Origin of the sequence: Methanocorpusculum bavaricum DSM 4179, from assembly GCF_000430905.1 — an archaeon.
GTDB lineage: Archaea > Halobacteriota > Methanomicrobia > Methanomicrobiales > Methanocorpusculaceae > Methanocorpusculum > Methanocorpusculum parvum.
In genome coordinates this window covers 1-18,664 of sequence record NZ_AUMX01000020.1, presented here as the reverse complement: position 1 = coordinate 18,664, position 18,664 = coordinate 1, and the positions used below count along the sequence as shown (strand labels likewise).

17 protein-coding genes and 1 tRNA gene are annotated in these 18,664 nt (G+C 53.5%); 10 read left to right on the top strand and 8 right to left on the bottom strand.

Features of this window, described 5'->3' with window-relative positions:
- The 3 genes from aroA to H575_RS06140 are packed head-to-tail and all read left to right on the top strand — an operon-like array spanning position 1 to position 3,387.
- Entirely contained in the window at positions 1-1,269 is a 1,269-nt protein-coding gene (gene aroA / locus H575_RS06150; protein WP_042699544.1) for a 3-phosphoshikimate 1-carboxyvinyltransferase, read from the top strand.
- Positions 1,266-2,339 carry a chorismate synthase gene (gene aroC, locus H575_RS06145; RefSeq protein ID WP_042699541.1) on the top strand — a complete coding sequence of 358 codons (1,074 nt, stop codon included), beginning with the start codon at positions 1,266-1,268 and terminating at the stop codon, positions 2,337-2,339. Before aroA ends, aroC begins: the two co-directional genes overlap by 4 nt.
- Entirely contained in the window at positions 2,332-3,387 is a 1,056-nt protein-coding gene (locus H575_RS06140; protein ID WP_042699538.1) for a prephenate dehydrogenase/arogenate dehydrogenase family protein, read from the top strand. Before aroC ends, H575_RS06140 begins: the two co-directional genes overlap by 8 nt.
- 858 nt (positions 3,388-4,245) lie before the next feature.
- Here H575_RS06140 and H575_RS06135 read toward each other — a convergent pair.
- Positions 4,246-5,175 carry an AEC family transporter gene (locus H575_RS06135; protein WP_042699535.1) on the bottom strand — a complete coding sequence of 310 codons (930 nt, stop codon included), beginning with the start codon at positions 5,173-5,175 and terminating at the stop codon, positions 4,246-4,248.
- A 64-nt stretch (positions 5,176-5,239) separates the two neighbouring features.
- Between H575_RS06135 and H575_RS06130 the strand changes: the two genes are divergently transcribed.
- Positions 5,240-5,776 carry a hypothetical protein gene (locus H575_RS06130; protein ID WP_042699533.1) on the top strand — a complete coding sequence of 179 codons (537 nt, stop codon included), beginning with the start codon at positions 5,240-5,242 and terminating at the stop codon, positions 5,774-5,776.
- A gap of 604 nt (positions 5,777-6,380) precedes the next feature.
- Here H575_RS06130 and H575_RS06125 read toward each other — a convergent pair.
- Positions 6,381-6,454: transfer RNA gene (locus tag H575_RS06125), tRNA-Ile, on the bottom strand.
- A 106-nt stretch (positions 6,455-6,560) separates the two neighbouring features.
- On the opposite strand from H575_RS06125, the gene iorA reads away from it, so the two are divergent.
- The 4 genes from iorA (at position 6,561) to H575_RS06105 (ending at position 11,543) form a co-directional block, all read left to right on the top strand.
- On the top strand, positions 6,561-8,345 hold the full coding sequence (iorA, locus tag H575_RS06120; RefSeq protein WP_042699530.1) for an indolepyruvate ferredoxin oxidoreductase subunit alpha: 1,785 nt from the start codon (positions 6,561-6,563) through the stop codon (positions 8,343-8,345).
- Complete coding sequence (locus H575_RS06115; protein WP_042699528.1) at positions 8,342-8,923, top strand: indolepyruvate oxidoreductase subunit beta; 582 nt, start codon at positions 8,342-8,344, stop codon at positions 8,921-8,923. Before iorA ends, H575_RS06115 begins: the two co-directional genes overlap by 4 nt.
- Positions 8,924-8,975: 52 nt before the next feature.
- The gene (locus tag H575_RS06110) at positions 8,976-9,692 is read left to right on the top strand and encodes an alpha/beta hydrolase (protein WP_042699525.1); all 717 of its coding nucleotides are present in this window, start codon (positions 8,976-8,978) and stop codon (positions 9,690-9,692) included.
- 162 nt (positions 9,693-9,854) lie between these two features.
- Positions 9,855-11,543 carry a cache domain-containing protein gene (locus H575_RS06105; protein WP_245554500.1) on the top strand — a complete coding sequence of 563 codons (1,689 nt, stop codon included), beginning with the start codon at positions 9,855-9,857 and terminating at the stop codon, positions 11,541-11,543.
- A gap of 103 nt (positions 11,544-11,646) precedes the next feature.
- Here the strand turns inward: H575_RS06105 and H575_RS09625 are convergent, their stop codons facing one another.
- The 5 genes from H575_RS09625 to H575_RS06085 all read right to left on the bottom strand — a co-directional run bounded on the left by H575_RS09625 (position 11,647) and on the right by H575_RS06085 (position 16,585).
- A complete protein-coding gene (locus tag H575_RS09625; protein ID WP_280841924.1) occupies positions 11,647-11,772 on the bottom strand; it encodes a hypothetical protein in 126 nt (41 codons plus the stop codon).
- A gap of 811 nt (positions 11,773-12,583) precedes the next feature.
- Positions 12,584-13,471, bottom strand: a complete 888-nt coding sequence (argB, locus tag H575_RS06100; protein WP_042699519.1) for an acetylglutamate kinase — start codon at positions 13,469-13,471, stop codon at positions 12,584-12,586.
- Complete coding sequence (gene argJ, locus H575_RS06095) at positions 13,468-14,631, bottom strand: bifunctional ornithine acetyltransferase/N-acetylglutamate synthase (protein ID WP_042699516.1); 1,164 nt, start codon at positions 14,629-14,631, stop codon at positions 13,468-13,470. Before argJ ends, argB begins: the two co-directional genes overlap by 4 nt.
- Positions 14,628-15,620: an N-acetyl-gamma-glutamyl-phosphate reductase gene (gene argC, locus H575_RS06090; RefSeq protein WP_042699513.1), complete on the bottom strand. Its 993-nt coding sequence runs from the start codon at positions 15,618-15,620 to the stop codon at positions 14,628-14,630. The genes argJ and argC overlap by 4 nt, the downstream gene beginning before the upstream one ends.
- A gap of 35 nt (positions 15,621-15,655) precedes the next feature.
- Positions 15,656-16,585, bottom strand: coding sequence for an ADP-ribosylglycohydrolase family protein (locus H575_RS06085; RefSeq protein WP_052319991.1), 930 nt, complete (start codon positions 16,583-16,585; stop codon positions 15,656-15,658).
- Between the two features lie 179 nt (positions 16,586-16,764).
- Between H575_RS06085 and H575_RS06080 the strand changes: the two genes are divergently transcribed.
- Positions 16,765-17,598 carry an NOP5/NOP56 family protein gene (locus H575_RS06080; RefSeq protein WP_042699508.1) on the top strand — a complete coding sequence of 278 codons (834 nt, stop codon included), beginning with the start codon at positions 16,765-16,767 and terminating at the stop codon, positions 17,596-17,598.
- Entirely contained in the window at positions 17,595-18,197 is a 603-nt protein-coding gene (locus H575_RS06075) for a fibrillarin-like rRNA/tRNA 2'-O-methyltransferase (RefSeq protein WP_042699504.1), read from the top strand. Before H575_RS06080 ends, H575_RS06075 begins: the two co-directional genes overlap by 4 nt.
- Positions 18,198-18,338: 141 nt before the next feature.
- Here H575_RS06075 and H575_RS06070 read toward each other — a convergent pair.
- Positions 18,339-18,664: hypothetical protein (locus H575_RS06070; protein WP_211213863.1), on the bottom strand; the 326-nt coding region annotated here is incomplete at its 5' end.

The following is an 18,664-nucleotide window of genomic DNA, read 5'->3' as shown; positions in this document are numbered from 1 at the left end:
ATGAAACTTATCGTATCCCGCTCCCAGATATCGGGGTGTGTTCACGCACCCCCTTCGAAAAGTCACACGCACCGGGCATTTCTCCTTGCGGCTCTTGCAAAAGGCGAGTCTGTTGTCTTCTCTCCGCTTCTGGGCGAGGACACTCTAGCTACGCTGGATGCGGTCAAAGCGCTCGGGGCACATGTATGTGAAGCGAATGATCGGATCACGATCCGGGGTGGCGATCTGCATGCCCCTCTTCCGAAAGGAACGGTGATAAACTGCAAAAACTCGGGAACATCCATGCGGATGCTTGCTGGAATTGCATCCCGTCTGGACGGAACGACCGCGTTCACGGGCGACGCTTCGCTCTGTTCCCGCCCGATGAAACCGCTGCTTGATGCCCTCTCAGAGCTTGGAGCCGGAGTAACATCCAAAAACGGCTGTGCTCCGTTCACCATAACAGGCCCCGTATTGGGCGGCGATGTGCATATTCGCGGGGATGTGAGCTCCCAGTTTATCTCGGCGCTGCTGATCTCGGCTCCGCTTGGCAAAGCTGACACGAGGATCCATCTTACAACGCCCCTTACGTCAGAACCCTACGTGGACATGACGATTTCCGCCATGAAAAAACACGGCGTTTCGGTCGGGACGATCGATGACGGGTATCTTGTCCGTTCCGGTCAGGTCTATTCTCCCGTGGATGTTCAGGTCGGCGGCGACTACTCATCGGCCGCATTTCTGTTTGCGGCGGCGGCACTCACCGGCGAGATCACCGTTTCCGGACTCGATCCGGCTGACCCTCAGGGGGATAAGGTGGTGATCTCCATCCTTGAAACATTCGGGGCAGGAGTAGTTCGTGAAGGCGAAAATGTTACGATCAAAAAAGCGGCTTTGAAGGCTGCAGACATCGATCTTGCGGATGCTCCGGATCTGTTCCCCATTATCGCCGTCCTTGCGAGTCAGGCAAAAGGCACCAGCAGATTATACGGGGCCGCCCATCTGAGATTCAAGGAAAGCGACCGGATCATGTCCACCGTTCTTTTCCTCAGGTCGATGGGTGCAGATATCAGCGAGACCGGGGACGGGTGCATTGTTACGGGACCCTCCCGGCTTTCCGGGGCAAATGTTACTACATTTGGCGACCACCGTATAATGATGGCATCCGCGGTCGCCGGACTTATTGCCGCTGGCAATACTATCATAGACGACTCAGGCTGCTGTGCTGTTTCTTATCCTGATTTCGTCAGGGATATGCAGAGACTCGGTGCAGATATGAGGGAAGAATGAATCGAATCGGAGGATCCATAACGCTCACTCTCTTCGGGGCGAGTCACGACAGTCGTATCGGCTGCGTTATCGACGGGATCCCTGCCGGATATCCCGTGAATGAGGATATCATCACGGCGGATCTGGCGCTCAGGAAACCGGCCGAAGGTATCGGGACTCCCCGTGTGGAGGCGGACGTTCCGGAGATATCCGGAATTGTGGATGGGATCACTACGGGCTGTCCGGTCGTGATCACCTTTTCAAACAGCAATACCCGGAGTTCGGATTATGAACAGCTCCGCCGTGTTCCCCGTCCGGGCCATGCTGATTACCCTGCGGTCTGTAAATTCGGTCCGGCTCATGACATCCGGGGCGGCGGGATGTTTTCCGGCAGAATGACGACTCCCCTTGTTGCGGCAGGTGCTCTGCTTCGGGATCTGATCGGCAGTGCGGGGATTTCCGTCGGTTCGTATGTTACCCGGATCGGCAGCGTCGTCGATATGAATGTTTATGATGTCGCAGACATCATGACGAGATCGCGGACCAATCCGCTTCGGGCAATGTCTTCGGAGATCGAGAGCCGGATGAGGGCCGAGATCCTCGCCGCGAAGTCGAAAGGAGACAGTGTCGGCGGGATCGTCCGGTGCTTTGCTGCGGGTCTGCCCGCGGGTCTTGGAGAACCGTTTTTTGACAATCTCGACGGCGAGATCGCCAAAGCTGTTTTCGCCATTCCCGGCGTGAAAGCAGTCGGATTTGGCGAGGGGTTCGCCGCTGCCGGCCTTCGCGGATCCGAAAACAACGATGCATACCGCGTTCAGGAAGGGTCGGTCATCACGCTGACGAATCATGCGGGCGGCGTGCTTGGCGGGATGTCGAACGGATCCGTTCTTGATTTTTCCGCGGCATTCAAACCGACCCCGTCGATCGCAAAAAAACAGATGAGCGTTGCTCTGGTCTCCCAAGAGGATGCCGACCTTTCGGTGAAAGGACGTCACGATCCGTGCATCGCGAATCGGGGGGCGATCGTTGTCGAGGCAATGACCGTGTTTACCCTCGCAGATCTCGCGGCCCGGGGAGGATTCCTTGACTGAGATCGACGGCTTTCGGGAGGAACTGGCGTCGATCGACCGCGAGATCATGGAACTGGTCGGCCGCCGGAACAGAATAGCTCTGGTGATCGGCGAAAAAAAGGCCGAGGCAAACGAAGAGGTCGTGGTTCCCGCGGTCGAAAAAAATGTCGTCCGGAGATATATCGACGCCGGGAAAATTTCCGGCGTGAGTGCGGAAACGGCCGCACGGATCGCCCGGGCGGTCATAGATGAGTCTGTTGATCTGCAGGGGCTCATACCAAGACGTGCTGCTCCGCGGAAAATCTTCATTATCGGCGGAAACGGCGGGATGGGCAGATGGCTCTCTGCGTTTTTTGCCGGACGTGGTCATACGGTAACGATCAACGACCCAGAACCCGACGGAGCTCTCTATCCGGTTGCGGATATCTCCTTTGGATGCAGGGATGCCGATGTCATCATTGCAGCAACGCCGATAAAAATCTCTGCAAAAATCCTCGGGACGGTTCTTTCAGAAAACAAAGACGCGCTCATCTTTGACATCCTCTCCGTCAAAACTCCCCTTATCCCGGTTCTCCGCAAAGCGGCGGCGTCCGGTGCAAAAGTCTGCTCGGTACATCCGATGTTTGGGCCGGGTGCCGCCTCGATAGCCGGCAGAAACATCATCGTATGTTCCTGCGGCAACGATGCCGCGGCGGATGAAGCGGCGAGTCTTTTCAGCGGCGGGATGATTCTCCAGATGGAGATCGGGGAGCACGACCCGATCGCTGCCTACGTTCTCGGGCTTTCCCATGCGGTGAACCTTGCTTTCAGCGGAGCTCTTGTCCGAAGCGGATTTTCGTCAAAACGACTATCTGCCGCTGCTTCGACAACGTTTTCCAGACAGACTGCGGTATCGTCCGCTGTTTCCCGGGAAAACGCCGAACTCTCTTACTCCATTCAGACGGAAAATCCGTATAACGAGGCGGCCGTCCAAAATCTTTCCGACGCTCTTATGGATCTTCGGTCATCTCCCGAGGATGAATTTATAGAAAAAATGCATGAGGGTGCCGCGTGGTATCAGACAAAATAATTATGAATAGGACTTACGCGGTGTGGTTGTGAATCCAATTTGGGAAGGGTACGGCTGGGTTTGGAAACATGAGATTATTTAACCGCGAATAAGCCCAAATGAGCTTTGCTCATTTGAGGCGGCACGCAAGCCTTCGGCTTGCACGCCTCCGCGAATTAACGCGTTCGCAAATCAGAGATTTGCTCTCCGCTTCGGGCTTCCAGCCCTCGCTTGAATCGCATTTTCCTTACGTTCGGGTGCTCTGCTTCGGCTGATGCGTGCAAATCGAAGATTTGCGTGCCGCCTCAAATGGGCTTTGCCCATTTGGGCTTCGCCTACGCAGGAATCGCACCCTCTCTTGAAAAGTCCACGAGCTAAAAGCTCGTGAGACGTCTCAAGAGCCTTTGGCTCTTGGACAAATGCTATAAGAAAAACCCGTTCGCAAAGCTTCGCTTTGCTCTCCGGTTCGGGCTTGCAGCCCTCGCTTGTTCTCAAACTTTCAGTTTGCTCTCCGGTTCGGGTTTGCAGCCCTCGCTTGTTCTCAAACTTTCAGTTTGCTCTCCGTTTCGCTTCGCTCACTTGCATGCGGGTTTTTCTTATCTTGCATGTCTTTTTTTCTCCAAAAAATAGATGAACAATCCCTTTTCTTGATCTGGGGTGCGGGGCCGCGACTCCGGCGCGGAGCGGCCCGCGGTGGGATATCCTATTTACTGAGGCCCCTATACGTTGCGTGCAAGCCAAAGGCTTGCGTGCCGCCTCAAGCGGGCAAAGCCCGCTTGGGCTTATTCGCGGTTAAATATTCTCTTGTGTCTACACACAACAACCTCCTTCCCAAATTGGATTGAGGATAACACCGCGTAACTACTATTTTTATTTCCCTCATCCCGTCAAAAACACCGCGAGAAGCGGGAGCGTCACCAGGCAAAGCAGTGTTGAGATACAGATACCCTGGGCCGCAATATCCGGATGGGCCTTATGCTCTTCAGCCAGCAGCACCGTATTTACCGCCGCCGGCATTCCTGCAGTTACCACGATGATGCCGAGGATCAGCGGATCAGCGATGAACTGCGAAAAGATCAGATACACAAGTGCCGGCATACCAAGAAGACGGATCGCCGCAACGATGTACTGCCGGACATTTTTGAAGATCGAGGTGAAGTTCAGCTGGGCAAGGAACCCGCCGGTCACGACAAGAGAAAGCGGCGTGGTAACGTTATTCAGCAGCTCTAAGGAACTGTAAATGGGGTCAGGGATCGAAAACGACGTCAGGAAGAAGATCAGTCCAAGGATCGTCGAGAGAAACGCCGGGTTCAGGAGAAGTTTTGGATCGAACGAGATTTTTCCGCCCTTCTCCTGTGCCCGCAGGATCCAGATTCCAACTGAGTATGTCAGTATCGTGAACGGGATATTAAAAATCGCCGCATAAAATATCGCGTCCTGGCCGTACAACATTGAAAGGATGGGAAATCCCATGAACATCGAGTTCGAGAACATGATCATGAACCGGAACACCCCATACTCCTCCTTCTTTGCCCGCATCAGAATAGGGGAAAACCAGGCAACCAGAAACGCGATCCCGTAGTAGGCAAACGCTGCCAAGATCAGATACTCGCCCTTCATGAGAACTTCGTTCGTGAAAGGGATCTGCATGGAAAATATCACCATCGCAGGAATACAGATATGCAGAAGGAACTTCGAGAGGGAAGAGACGGACGCGTCGTTCAGGAGTTTGATCCTTCGTGCAAAGTATCCGATCCCGATCAGAATAAACAGGATGAGGATCTGATTCAGGGCGATGAAATAATCCATTGTTCTTCTATACTGATAGCACAAGGCATGTAGTTAATCTATCGGGACGGTCAAACTATACTGTATGGACCCTATTGTAGAACAGGGATTTGACCGTCTCCTGGATGTTATCAAGGAAACAAAAGCAAAACAGCAGGATACCGCCGACCTGATCGTTAAAGAGGACAAGGTCCTTCTCGAAAAGATGATCTCGGCAGTCGTTCCGGTAGTGCAGGCGGCAGGTTCGCTTTTCCTCCAGAAAGCAAAACAGGATACAAAAGGGGATCTCTACGACCAGAAGTATTACCCCGACAAAATGATCATCCTCGGGAAATCCGAAAGCCCGGCGAGTTTCCGGCCTGATGATCCCAAAAAACAGGTCACCCAGCAGTTTTGTGTGGCATCGGAGAAGGGAGAACTGTTCGAGCTGATGTTCTCGACCGACGGTTTTGTGGTCGATACGTATGCCTCGCCCCTTTCAGCTGAGGATGCTCTTGCGTTTTACGGTTACGATATTTTGTACATGCTCTTTTCGGCGATCCGGGATTATGCTCTCGCGGAAGAGGATCTCCTCGACGCGCTCGATCTGACCCTCGGCTTTCTTCAGCACAAAACGGCCTGAACCGGTCATACCCAAAACCTGTTCTCTTTTTTGGAGGAGTTACGCGGTGTTGGTATGGATCCGATTCGGGAAGGGTACGGTTGGATGCGGACACATGAGATTATTTAACCGCGAATCTCCGCGAATCCTCGCGAATCGCATTTTTCTTGCGTCGTCGTGCTCTGCTCCGGCTGATCGCCTACGCAGAATCGCACGCCGTCTGGAAAAATACTGGGGAAAAACCGGCGTGCCGGTTTTTCTCTCCGTTAATTTCTCTTTTTGTGAAATCAATAAATTATGAAACAACAGAAAAACCCGCACGCGGGTTTTTCTTATAGCATTTTTCAAGAGAGGGTGCGATTCCTGCGTAGGCGATCAGCCGGAGCAGAGCACCCGAACGTAAGGAAAATGCGATTCGCGTTAATTCGCGGAGATTCGCGGTTCTTTTATCTCATACACCCACACTAATGCCGTACACGAAATCGAAGTACATCTCATAAGGACTTCAGTTTTTTTCGGTTGAGAGCACACCGCGTAACTCCTATTTTCGATACGTTTATGGAAGCGCACGCGTTGCAGAAACAAAAATGAAATCACAGAAACACAACAAAAATCAGAAAAACAGTGGGCCCGATGAGATTCGAACTCATGACCTCCCGGTTATCAGCCGGGCGCACCACCTAGCTATGCTACGGGCCCCCTTTTACCTTACTACATAGGATGTTGCCGTATAAATATGTTCTGAAATTCATTTCCTGCCTCTGACGTAGCCTTATTCTCTTATCATGCCAAACATTATGGAGATATGGCAGATGAGACACCCAAGAAATACCTCCTTGGAAATGACGCTATAGCCCATGCTTGTCTCGAAGCGGGCGTTGACTTTGTTTCCGGGTATCCCGGGACCCCGTCATCCGAGGTAGTTGACCGGCTGCGTGCCGGAAAAGACCCCTGGTACTACGTAGAATGGTCAGTTAACGAAAAAGTCGCGTTCGAAAATGCTCTGGCTGCAAGCTGGTGCGGTCTTCGGTCGATCGTCACGATGAAGCATGTCGGCCTGAACGTCGCGGCAGACCCCCTTATGACCTCGTCCTACACCGGGACGAAAGGCGGCTTCGTTGTTCTTTCAGCCGACGATCCCTTCGCGCACAGTTCGCAGAACGAACAGGACTCGAGGGTGTATGCGAAGTTTGCCCAGATCCCGTGTCTGGATCCCTCTTCCGCCCAGGAAGCGCATGACTTTACCAAAACCGCATTCGAACTCTCCGAAAAGTTCGCGCTTCCTGTTCTTCTTCGCCCGACCACAAGGATCTGCCACTCGAAAGGGGATGTCCGCCTCGGTGAGCCCGCGCCCTCGACACGGAAAGGCGAGTTCGTCAAAAACCCGAAACAGTACGTCGTGATCCCGGCAAACACCCGCCCGCTGCACGCGATCCTCACGAAAAAACAGCCCGAGGTCGCAAAATACTTAGTGGAAGCCGGTCTCAACTCTGCAGAGATCCGCGGCAAAAAGGCCGTCATCGCCGGAGGGATCTCCATCTCCTATGTCGAGGAGATCATCCCGGACGATGTCTCGTTCATCAAGATCAGTGCATACCCGATCGACCGGAACTGGCTTTCGGGCATCCTTGCCCAGCACACCGAGGTCCTCGTTGTGGAAGAGCTTATGCCGGTCATCGAAGAAGCGGCACTCCAGGCCGCATCCTCGACGCTCGTTCACGGAAAACTCGACGGGTATCTGCCTCACGAGGGAGAATACTCTCCTGCCCTTATCGCCGGAGCATTTGAAAAGGCCGGTTTTGCCAAAAACACCTACCCTGCCCCGCCGGAAATGACCCAGGTCGCGGTCCGTCCGCCGATCCTCTGTGCGGGATGTCTCCACCGATCGGTCTTCTACGCGATGAAAAAGGTCTTCAAAGACGGCGTGTTCCCGTCCGACATCGGCTGTTATACGCTCGGTCTCCAGCTCGGCGCGGTCGACACAACGATCTGTATGGGTGCTTCCATCACGGTCGGTTCGGGTATCGCCCACTCCTGCCCGGGAACCGATGTGGTCTCCACGATCGGCGACTCGACGTTCCTCCACACCGGAGTGAATGGGCTCATCAACGCGGTGTACAATAATACGAATCAGATCGTGATCATTCTGGATAACCGGATCACCGCGATGACCGGCCACCAGCCGAACCCGAACACCGGTCTGACCGCGACAGGTGAGGAGTCGCCGAAGATCTCGCTCGAAGAGCTTGCGAGAGCCTGCGGGGTCTCCTATGTTGAGTCGGTCGATCCGTACGATCTGACCTATCTTCTTGCCACCCTTAAGGAAGCCAAGGAAAAACCCGGTGTGAAGGTCATCATCGCGAAGCAGCCCTGCGTTATCATGAACAAGCGGCTCGGGATCAAACGGAACCGGTACGTCGTGGATGCGGAAGCGTGTACAAAATGCGGAGCCTGCCTGAAGTACGGCTGTCCGGCGATCGAGACCGATGAGACCGGCGCTTCAAAGATCACCGCTCTTTGTACGGGATGCGGCGTCTGCGCTGATATCTGTCCAACTGGAGCGATCCACCGCGGAGGTGCAAGACAATGAAAAAGAGTTTTGATGTTCTGATCGTCGGTATCGGGGGACAGGGAACGATCCTTGCCTCGAATGTTCTGGGCGACGCCTGCGTGATCGAGGGCCGTCATGTCCGGGGAGCCGAGACGCACGGGATGTCCCAGCGCGGAGGATCGGTGGAAACACACATCCGTATCGACGGAAAATTCGGCTCTCTGATCGCTCCGGGAACCGCAGATCTTCTCATCGCATTCGATGTCCTTGAGGCAGTTCGCTATCGTCACTTCCTCAAAACCGACGGCGTGATGGTCGTGAACCGCGAGATCGTTGTCCCGACCTCGGTGTTTTCCGGAAAACAGCCTGTCCCGACAATCGATGAGGTCGAGGCTGAGCTGAAGGCAGGTTCGGCAAAGGTGATCCTCGTAGATGCTACGGGTATTGCCGCCAAGGCAGGCAATCCCCTTGCGGCAAACATCGTTCTGCTTGGCGCCGCGTCGGATAAACTTCCGCTTGCCGTTGAATCCCTTTCCGAAGCGGTTCGCCGCAATGTTCCGCCAAAGACCGTCCAGATCAACGAAAAGGCATTCGATCTCGGAAAAGAGGCGGCATAAACTTTTTTTTCAGATCAGATCCCTGATCTTCTTTTTTTGTTCAGGCAGGTAAATGTTACAAAAATCCATCTCCATCCAGAATAAAACCATCAGCATCCCGGCGATCCTCTGGGGAGAACCTACCGGAAACCTCTATATCGCTGCGCATGGAAACATGTCGAACAAAGCTGATGAGCCGATCGCGATCTTTGCAGAGCAAGCGGTCAAAAAAGGATACCAGGTCCTGAGTTTCGATCTTCCCGAACACGGGGAACGTTCGAAAGAAACATACCCCTGCAAACCGGATACGTGCGTTAGTGACCTGACGGCGGTCTATCAGTATGCCCGGTCCATTTCTGATAATATCAGCTTTTTCGGCTGCAGCATGGGTGTGTACTTCGGTCTTCTCGCCTATCAGGATCTGCCGCTCGAAAAAAGCCTGTTTCTCTCTCCCGTGATCAGTATGGAGCGGATCATCGACGGTCTCATGACCGGTTTTCAGGTAAGTGAACAGATGCTGAAAGAAAAACAGGAGATCGTTCTCCCGGTCGGCATAACCCTCTACTGGGATTATTGCCGGTATGTAAAAACACACCCGATCGGCGCCTGGAATGTGTCAACCGGCATTCTTTACGGCAGAAACGATGATCTGGTCCCGCTGGCTGAAGTGTCCGCTTTTGCAGAAAAAAACTCAGCCGTCCTTGAGATCGCGGAAAACGGCGAGCATTATTTCCACACGAAAGAACAGCTGGATTCTCTGAGGGTCTGGCTGAAAAAGAGCCTGTCTTAACAGTCTTCTGACAATGCATTATTATCTATTTTTCAGTTTTTTCAATGGTATACATCAATTATCATGATTATTCATGCTGAAATGCCCGCTGTCTGTAACTCCCTGAATACTAAACTATAATTACTGTTCATCCATATGTGTATATGACTAGTGGTGATAGAATTGGCCCGACATGCATTTTCAGTAATAACACTCCTCTTTCTTTCAGTGCTTTGCATATCTGCTGCCGGCTGCATATTACCCGGCACCGGCGATCTGAAGCCCGTATCTGAGGAACAGATCGATGATATGAACGATGCCCTTCGCCCGGTCATCGGAATCGTTGAGGATGACATGATGCATGTCACCTCTTCATTGTGGGAAACGGCCCGTCTCCTCGACGGTGTTCCTGCCGATGATCCAAAGGTCGAACCCGCGCTGTATAAACTCCGGAGTGAGCTTCCGCTCTCGTTCGAGATAGGCAGATTCGACAGAAACAATACGCTGATCTCTACGACCAGATATCTCGATCCCTGGTGGGTCCCAGGTGTTACCAAGTCCCGGCTCAATTATCCTGTGGAGGTGCTCGAAGCCGCAGGCCCGTCATGCGTGGTCTCGGATTTCTACCAGTATCAGGACGGGGACCGCGGACTTATGATCATCACGCCCGTCTATGATAAAAACGGCGAGTATGACGGCGTTCTTCGGCTCTCCTATGATATTGACAGTTTATTCTCCGGACTGACTGAATATCTCAAGAACGAGTACGGCTATACCTTATGGGTCACGCATACGTCAGGCCTGAAGTTCTATGATGAAAATACCGTCGAGATCGGCACATACCTGACGGAAGATCCCGCGTATCAGACACCTGAACTCCAGAATATGGTGAACACCATTCTGACGAACGCGTCAGGAAACATCTCGTACCACTTCTACGATACATCCAGAGGGGAACAGACCCAGGTCAATGCAGTTTGGAGGACGGTATATAGCGGACCCGAAGTGGAGTGGCGTGTTGTTCTTACCGACAATGTGCCGGAAAGCACGGGGACCCCCGTATCCGATGTCTCGGTAGAGGAGCTGAAGGATTTTGTCGAAAAAGCCTATGTGTATGCAAATAAAGTTGGAAAGAACGAGGCTGTTGCCGCATTCAATGATCCAAAGGGCGAGTTCATCGACGGCGAACTGTATATTTTCGCCTATGATATGAATGGTACGGTCCTGGCTCTGCCCCATCAGCCGGATCTGATCGGGGAAAACCGCTGGTATCTGCAGGATACGACAGGGATCAAGTATATCCAGAGAGGGATCGCCCGTGCAAATCTCGGAGGAGGATTTGTGATGTCGCTGTACGAAAACCCGGCAAATAATTTCGTGAGCGAGCTGAAGCTTTCCTATGTGATGGCCGTCGACGATACATGGTTCCTGGCGTCGGGCATATACCTGCACGATGAACCGTTTTCAGACGGATCCTATGTCGACTGGCATCAGCGTGAGGAGCTCGTCCGTCAGGTTCGGGGGATGGATTATCTCACGATCGTTGAGGGGATCCCTGCCGTTACGGATATGATCAATGATCCGTCAAGCGCTCTGCATGCCGGGAACCTGTATCCGTTTGCGGTCACGGAAGACGGCACGCTGCTCGCATATTCGATGGATCCCTCTCTCGTGGGCACGAACCAGCTGAGTATGAGCAACTCTTACGGGATGTCGGTCATGCGTGACGTGATCTCTTTGTCACAGAACGGAGGCGGACTGATGTATTCCCTGGTCAAAGATCCGAAGACAGGTCAGGAGGTCTATGTCCTGTTATGTGTGGAGCCTGCGGACGATGCAACTTACTTTGGCAGTATGCTGGTTCTCGGCTGATCGGTCAGCCGGCAACCCTTTATTTTGATGATCTTCGATCTCACCGGATCCGCAGACCCTGCGGTCGGTGTGCCGGGAATAAAAAAAGAGGATCCGGCCTTTTCTACTTCATGAGCAGATGGTTTGCCAGTTTGATGAACAGACATTCACCTGTGCTCAGCTCATAGAAGGTATCGGCTTTTTTATCGATTTTTGCATCGGCACGCCAGAACTTGCACTGTTTGCCCATGCATCTCTCCTGTGTCATCGGACAAATAAAACCCATTACTGAGAACTAGGACCGCAGGTAATAAATATGCATCGAAATTCGAGTCCTTGAATCGACATATTGGAATAGGAGTTACGCGGTGTGATCTTAACCGAAAAAACTGACGTAATTCTGAGATGTGTTTCGATTTCGTGTAAGGAATTCGTTTTGACACAAGAGAAAAAACCAACCGCGAATCGGCGCAAATCCGCCCTACGGGCGAGAAAATCGGATTTGCTTTCCCTCACTTGAACACGGCGGTCCTTATCGTCCCGCCGGTTCATCCCTCATCGGGAGCGTTCGGGCAAATCCTGTCGCCGCCCCAGCGGCTCCCACTGGTAGTTTGCCTCTCGATTTCATATCAAGATTGTTAGTAAAAGGCCATTTTACCATATATTGGACTAATCAATAAATCTCTCTCACGGGAGGCGCTGGGGCGCCGACAGGATTTGCCCGAACGGTCCCGATGAAGGGACGAGCCGTCGTGGCTGAAAGACACGACGGGTGAGAGTGAGGAAAAGCAAATCCGATTCGCTTCGCCCAAAGGGCGGATTCAAGCGAGGGTCGAAGACCCGAAGCGGAGAGCAAATCTCTGATTTGCGGTTCGCGCCGATTCAAGCGAGCGAAGCGAGTCGGAGAGCAAATCTCTGATTTGTGAGCGCGGTTGGTTTTTTTTCTTATGTCCACATAATTGCCATATACGAAATCGAAGCACATCTCAGAAGTACGTCAGTTTTTTCGGTTGAGAATAACCCCGCGTAAGTCCTATCTAAAAAAAAAGATTGATGACAGGTTATAATGAGATCATCGAGGCCGTGATCATTGTTCCGACGCCGTCATTGGTGAACAGTTCCAGAAGCAGATTGTGTTCGGAGTTCCCGTTCAGGATATGCGCCCCTTCCACTCCGTGGCGGACCGCGTTCACGCTTGCCTCAAGTTTCGGGATCATCCCGCCGGAGATCGTCCCGTCCGACATCAGCGCATCCACATTTTTCAGGGTGAGTCTGTGGAAGATCTCGGTCCGGTCCTTGTTCATCACACCGTCCACATCCGTCAGGGAAATCAGTTTGAACGCCTTTAATGCGACCGCGATCTCGCCTGCCATCGTGTCGGCATTGATGTTTAAGTCGTTTCCTTTCCGGTCGAGAGCGAGCGGCGAGATCACCGGGATATATCCCGCATCCAGCAGCGTCTCAAGAAGGTTCGAGTTGATCTCCTTTACATCTCCGACAAAGCCGAGGTCAACCTCGATCTCCTCATCGCCGACCATCATCTTTCTGAGAGGCATCTTTTCTGCAATGACAAGGCCTCCGTCGTTTCCGGAGATGCCGACACCTTTTGCGCCGTTCTTTGCGATCATCGAAACGATCATATTGCTGATCTTTCCGGCAAGAACCATCTGGGCGATCTCGAGCGTTTCTTCATCCGTCACGCGAAGGCCGCCGACAAATCTCGCTTCTTTCCCAAGGGCCTTCATCTTCAGCGTGATCTCCGGTCCGCCGCCGTGGACAAGGACCACACGCATCCCCACATAGTGGAGAAGGACCGCGTCCTGAACGACCGAGTTCATGATGGCCGAATCGACCATGGCATGTCCGCCGAGTTTGATCACGATCGTTTTTTTGTGGAACTTCCGGATGTACGGAAGTGCCTCCATTAGCACACTTTGTCTATTGTTCATGTTGTATACTTCCCGTTGATCTCTACGTATTTTTCCGTGAGGTCGCAGCCCCACGCGGTTGCCTGTTTGTTTCCCGACTCCAGCATCAGAGTGAACACCACATGGTCGCCCGCCATCGCAGCTTTCGCCCGTACAAGGTCTGCCACGATGACGCCGTTTTTCACTAACTGGGTCTCGCTCTCCCCTTCACCGATCGAAAGAGAAAGCTCTTCGACCGTGAACTCTACGCCGGAATATCCTGCTGCGCAGACAACTCTGCCCCAGTTCGGATCTTCCCCGTAGACCGCGCTTTTCACGAGAGGTGAAGTGATGACCGTTTTTGCTATTCTCTCCGCGTCGCGTTCGCGTTTGCAGCCAAACACCTTGACCTCCAGCATCTTCGTCGCGCCCTCGCCGTCCGCCGCGATCTGCTTTGCAAGACTGATGCAGACCGTCTCGAGAGCTCTGGAAAACTCTGCGGCCGGCACATGTCCCGCTTCGCCGGTCGCTGTACAGAAGAGCGAGTCGTTTGTGCTTTCATCCCCGTCCACGACGACTCTGTTCAGACTCCGTTTCACTGCGGATTTCAAAGCGTCCTGAAGCTGTTTTGCCGGGATCTCCGCATCGGTGTAGACGAACGAAAGCATCGTTCCCATGTTCGGCGCGATCATACCGGAGCCTTTGCAGATACCGGCGACCGTGAACCCTTCGCGGCGCACGATCGCGTGCTTTTCTTTCGTGTCGGTCGTCATGATCGCCTTTGCCGCCGCCGTTTCCGCTTCGGGGGAGTGAGCGAGTTGGCCTGCGACCTGTCCGGCCTGCCGTCTGATCAGGTCAAGATCGAGATATCTGCCGATAACTCCGGTACTTGCGACCCCGCACTCGAGTTCGCTGATCCCAAGGACTTCCGCTCCGATCGCGGCCATTTTTTCCGCATCGGAAAAGCCCTGCTTTCCGGTGTATGCATTGGCGCATCCGGAGTTCACGATGACCCCTGCGAGTTTTCCGCGTTTGGTCCGCTCGGCCATCAGGTTCACGACCGGAGCGCGGACCTTGTTTTTCGTGAAGACCGCGGCCCCGGTTCCGGAAGCCTGGATGAGGGCAAGTCCGAACTTTCCCTCTTTCATACCGCCCGCGGTAACTCCCTCAACAGCGCAGATGCTTCGAAAATCCTGCGTCATGGGAACATCCCCGGCATTCTGAGACCTTCGGCTTCATCGAATCCGCACATGATGTTCATGTTCTGGACCGCCTGACCTGCGGCTCCCTTCACAAGGTTGTCGATCGCCGAAACGGCCACGAGTCTTGTTCCGTCATTTTCCAGCTCGAAGTTGATGTCGCAGAAGTTCGACCCTCTGACCCCGCCAAGTTTTGCCGGCTGCAGCCGGACGAAATGTTCGTTTTTGTAGAAGTCCTGATAGAGTTTCTGTATCATTTCCAGCTCCATTGGCTCGTTGAAGAGAATATGTGCGGTCGTTATGATCCCCCTGATCGCCGGGAGGAGGTGGGGGGTGAAGTAGACGTTTGCTTTCGATTCCAGGAACGCCGCTTCCTGGCGCATCTCCGGCAGATGTCTGTGGGCCGTTATTTTATAGGGAAGGATGTTTTCAGCAACGTTTGGGAAGTGGGTGGTCTCCGAGATCGAGTCGCCCGCTCCGGAAACCCCGCTCTTTGAATCATAAATTATCGTGTGGGCGAGTTTTGCTACCGGAGCTGCCGCAAGGGTCGCTCCGGTCGGGAAACAGCCCGGGTTTGCGACAAAGTCTGCATTTTTCACATCTTTTCGGTGAAGTTCGGGGATACCGTAGGGTGCTTTGAAGTAATCCGAGTGTTTCACTCCGTAGGTTTTTTCATAGATCTCTCTTGGCAGACGGTAATCCGCGGAGAAATCGACGGTTTTGATACCGCACTCTTTCAGTTTGCCGGCATACTGCATGGCAGCCGTATGAGGGACCGCGAGGAACGCAAAATCCGCATCGATCTTTTCGATATCAGGATTTGTGTACTCAAGGTCGATGAGATTTTTCAGGTGGATGTGATCTTTGGTTACCGGGGTGCCTGCCAGCTTGCGTGACGTGGCACAGACTATGTCTGCTTCCTTGTGCGTCAGCAGCAGTCTGATGAGGTCGCCCCCGGCATAACCGGATGCTCCGATAATCGCTATATCCATACGTAAATTATTGGTTTACAACTAGTTTAAAGATGTTATTCCCCGGACTCTTCCTCCGGGATTTTGACTTCACGGTCCATGAGTTTTTCTGCCAGATCCGCAAAGATCCCTGCCCGTTCCAATGCCGGGATCAGCTCCTCAGGAAGGGACGATATCCCGAATCTGGCCCCGGAAAACGCTCCGCATAAGAGTGATACCGTGTCGGCGTTCCCGCCGCAGGCGGAGGATATCCCAAGCAGCTCACGCGGAACAAAATAGCGTCTGCAGAAGAAAACCGCGAGGGGAAGCGTCTGATAAACCGACGAGGAGTTTCCGATTATGCTGACTGCATCCTTTGCGGGCATGCCGGTCTGTTCGATCCTGGCTCCATTCGCGATCTTTCCAGCAAGCATGGGATCCATATTTTCCGCCGCGGTCCGGAGTGCTGAAAATGCCGCTTCAACATCGCTCGTTTCAAGAAGGGTGTTCAAAAGAAGGGCGTATCCGATCACTGCCGCGTGGACTCCCGGGTGGGTGTGGGTCACCATGCAGGCGGACAAAAGTTCCTTTGCCATCTCCTTTCGGTCCCTGAACGCGAGGGCAAAGGGGATCGCGAGTCCCATGCATCCTGTGCTGTCCGAGTAGATCCCTGATCCGGTGAGTTCCCCGGTTTTTTCCATCTTTTTGCATGCGGCAAACGTGGTCCCGTCAGGGTATCTGAACTTCTGCATCGTATAGGTCCGGAGAAGCTCTTTTGCATATTCGGTATTGTTCCATGCGCCTTGTGCGAGGATCCGGGACGCGATCAGGATCAGCTGACCGTCGTCTGTGTACTGACCCGGGAGGAGATCATGATTCGGGTGACCTTTGTGCGCCTTTCCAAAGGCCGGCTCTGTTGAAAAATGAGCGGTGGTCGTCTCGTGCGGCATGCCGAGAGCGTCACCAAGGATAGCTCCGATGAGACATCCTTTGTATCTATTGAGCATGATGTATTATTGAGAGGGGTTTGTGTTAATTGTTATGGTTGGTTTTTCGGCGGGGTGGCGACGAAGTCGACGCCCTTAGCTGAGCAAGGCTTTGCCTTGCGACCAGGTTTTCGAAGGGAACTTGCGACCGCGTCGCTCTTCACGCTATCTATATCCCCCAAAACCGCCCACATTAGTATATGCACTGGTATGGGGAGGCCGGAAATCTATCGACAGATCCGGCGCAATGTGAAGAACGGATACTGAATACTGCCGCGATACCGTCCGTTCTCTGCAACTGGGAGGATCTCCGGGAGGCCGGCCTGATCACCTCCAGAGAAGAATATATACGGGCGGTCAGAGAGGTCGCCGTTTTCCTTGCGGTGAAAGGGATCGCCGCGGATCTTGATACAAAGGATGCGGCTCTTCTTCAGATGGTCAGAACCCTTGACGAGATGGATGAGGTCATCAATCTTTTAACGGAACGGGTGACCGACTGGCATGCGGCAATAACGCCCGGGACTTCCCATAAATATACCCGGGCAAACGGTCCCCGTCTCGTGCAGAAGATCGCCAAGTCCGGCAGTCCTTCGTTAAAACGGGTGGCACGGGAGATACTCTCCCTTTCCGGGGTCAGGACCGATCTGATGAAGGAAGTTTCTCGTGAGGCGGTGAGCGTCATCCCGAACATGAGCGCTCTTGTCGGCGGCCTTGTTGCCGCCCGTCTGATCTCCCGTGTCGGCGGTCTTGACGCGGCGGCAAAACTGCCGGGTTCCTCCATCCAGGTGATCGGTGCCGAGTCGGCCCTTTTTTCCCATATCAGGACGGGCTCGTCTTCGCCGAAACATGGGATCATCTTTCAGCACCGCCGGGTCCATAATGCAAACAAGGAGGTTCGCGGAAAAGTTGCCCGTCAGCTTGCGGCGAAACTTGCGATCGCCGCCCGCCTGGATCTTTACCGCGGCGAACTGGATGCTGCATTTGTCGAGCAGGCGAATGCAAAGATCGATAAAATTTTTGGAGGGGAGTTATGATCGACATAAACGGGACGCTCGTCTCGGAAGGCCAAGGAGGGGTGTATAATGAGCGGATGCTTGGAAACTTCCGCGTCTGGGATCCTTACCGGAGCAAACTCGCCGCTCTCTGGTATCTGGATAAAACGACCACCCTTGGCAAGGACGAGGTCGTTTTGTATCTCGGGGCCGCGAACGGCACGACCGTTTCCCATGTTGCCGACTATGTTGAGTCTGTATACGCAGTGGAGTTTGCCCCCCGGCCGATGGAGGATCTTCTCGCGGTCGCGAAGAAACGCAAGAATATCGTCCCGATCTACGCGGATGCGACCCGGCCTGTCCGGTACGCCGCTCTCCTCGAACCTGCTGATCTGCTGTATCAGGATGTCGCCCAGCCCGATCAGGCGGGGATCGCGGTGAAGCATCTGTCGTTTGTAAAGTCCGGCGGCCGTCTCATTCTGATGCTGAAGACCCGGAGCGTGGATATCAGAAAGTCCGCGGATGAGGTTTTTGCCGATACGTGTGAGGAACTGACGGCAGGCGGGTATCTCGTGGAAAAAAGCGTATGGCTCGATCCTTATCACAAAGATCACGCGGCGATCGTCTGCAGAAAGAGCTGAGCTGCTGATTTCAGCCCTCGCTTGAATCCCGCCCTTTTGGCTCCCAGGATCGGATCTGCTTATCCTCACTTGAACTCGGCGCAGAGCGTCCCGCGGTGGAGATATCTTATTTTTGAAATCCTGAGAGGGTTTTTTCCCCAGTTATTTCCCGACAAACTTTTCCCGCAGCATCATCAGGACCTCCGGCGATTCCAGAGCCTGCAGGATCCGAAACGTCATGTCGTCGACGCCCATCTCCCGGCGGGTCACATCCGCGACCACGAGCGAGGTCATATAATCGCTGATCGAGGTGAACGGGGCATCGTCCCCTTCGCACATCTCCTTGATCTTTTGGTAATACTTAGGACTGATCCGAAATCCTATCTGCTCTTTTTTGCTTTCGATGGTGACCATTATTGTAAACAGTAGTATGTCAATTTGATAACATAAAGATATCCTCAGATTTTTGACGTGGGCGATTTGCGGGA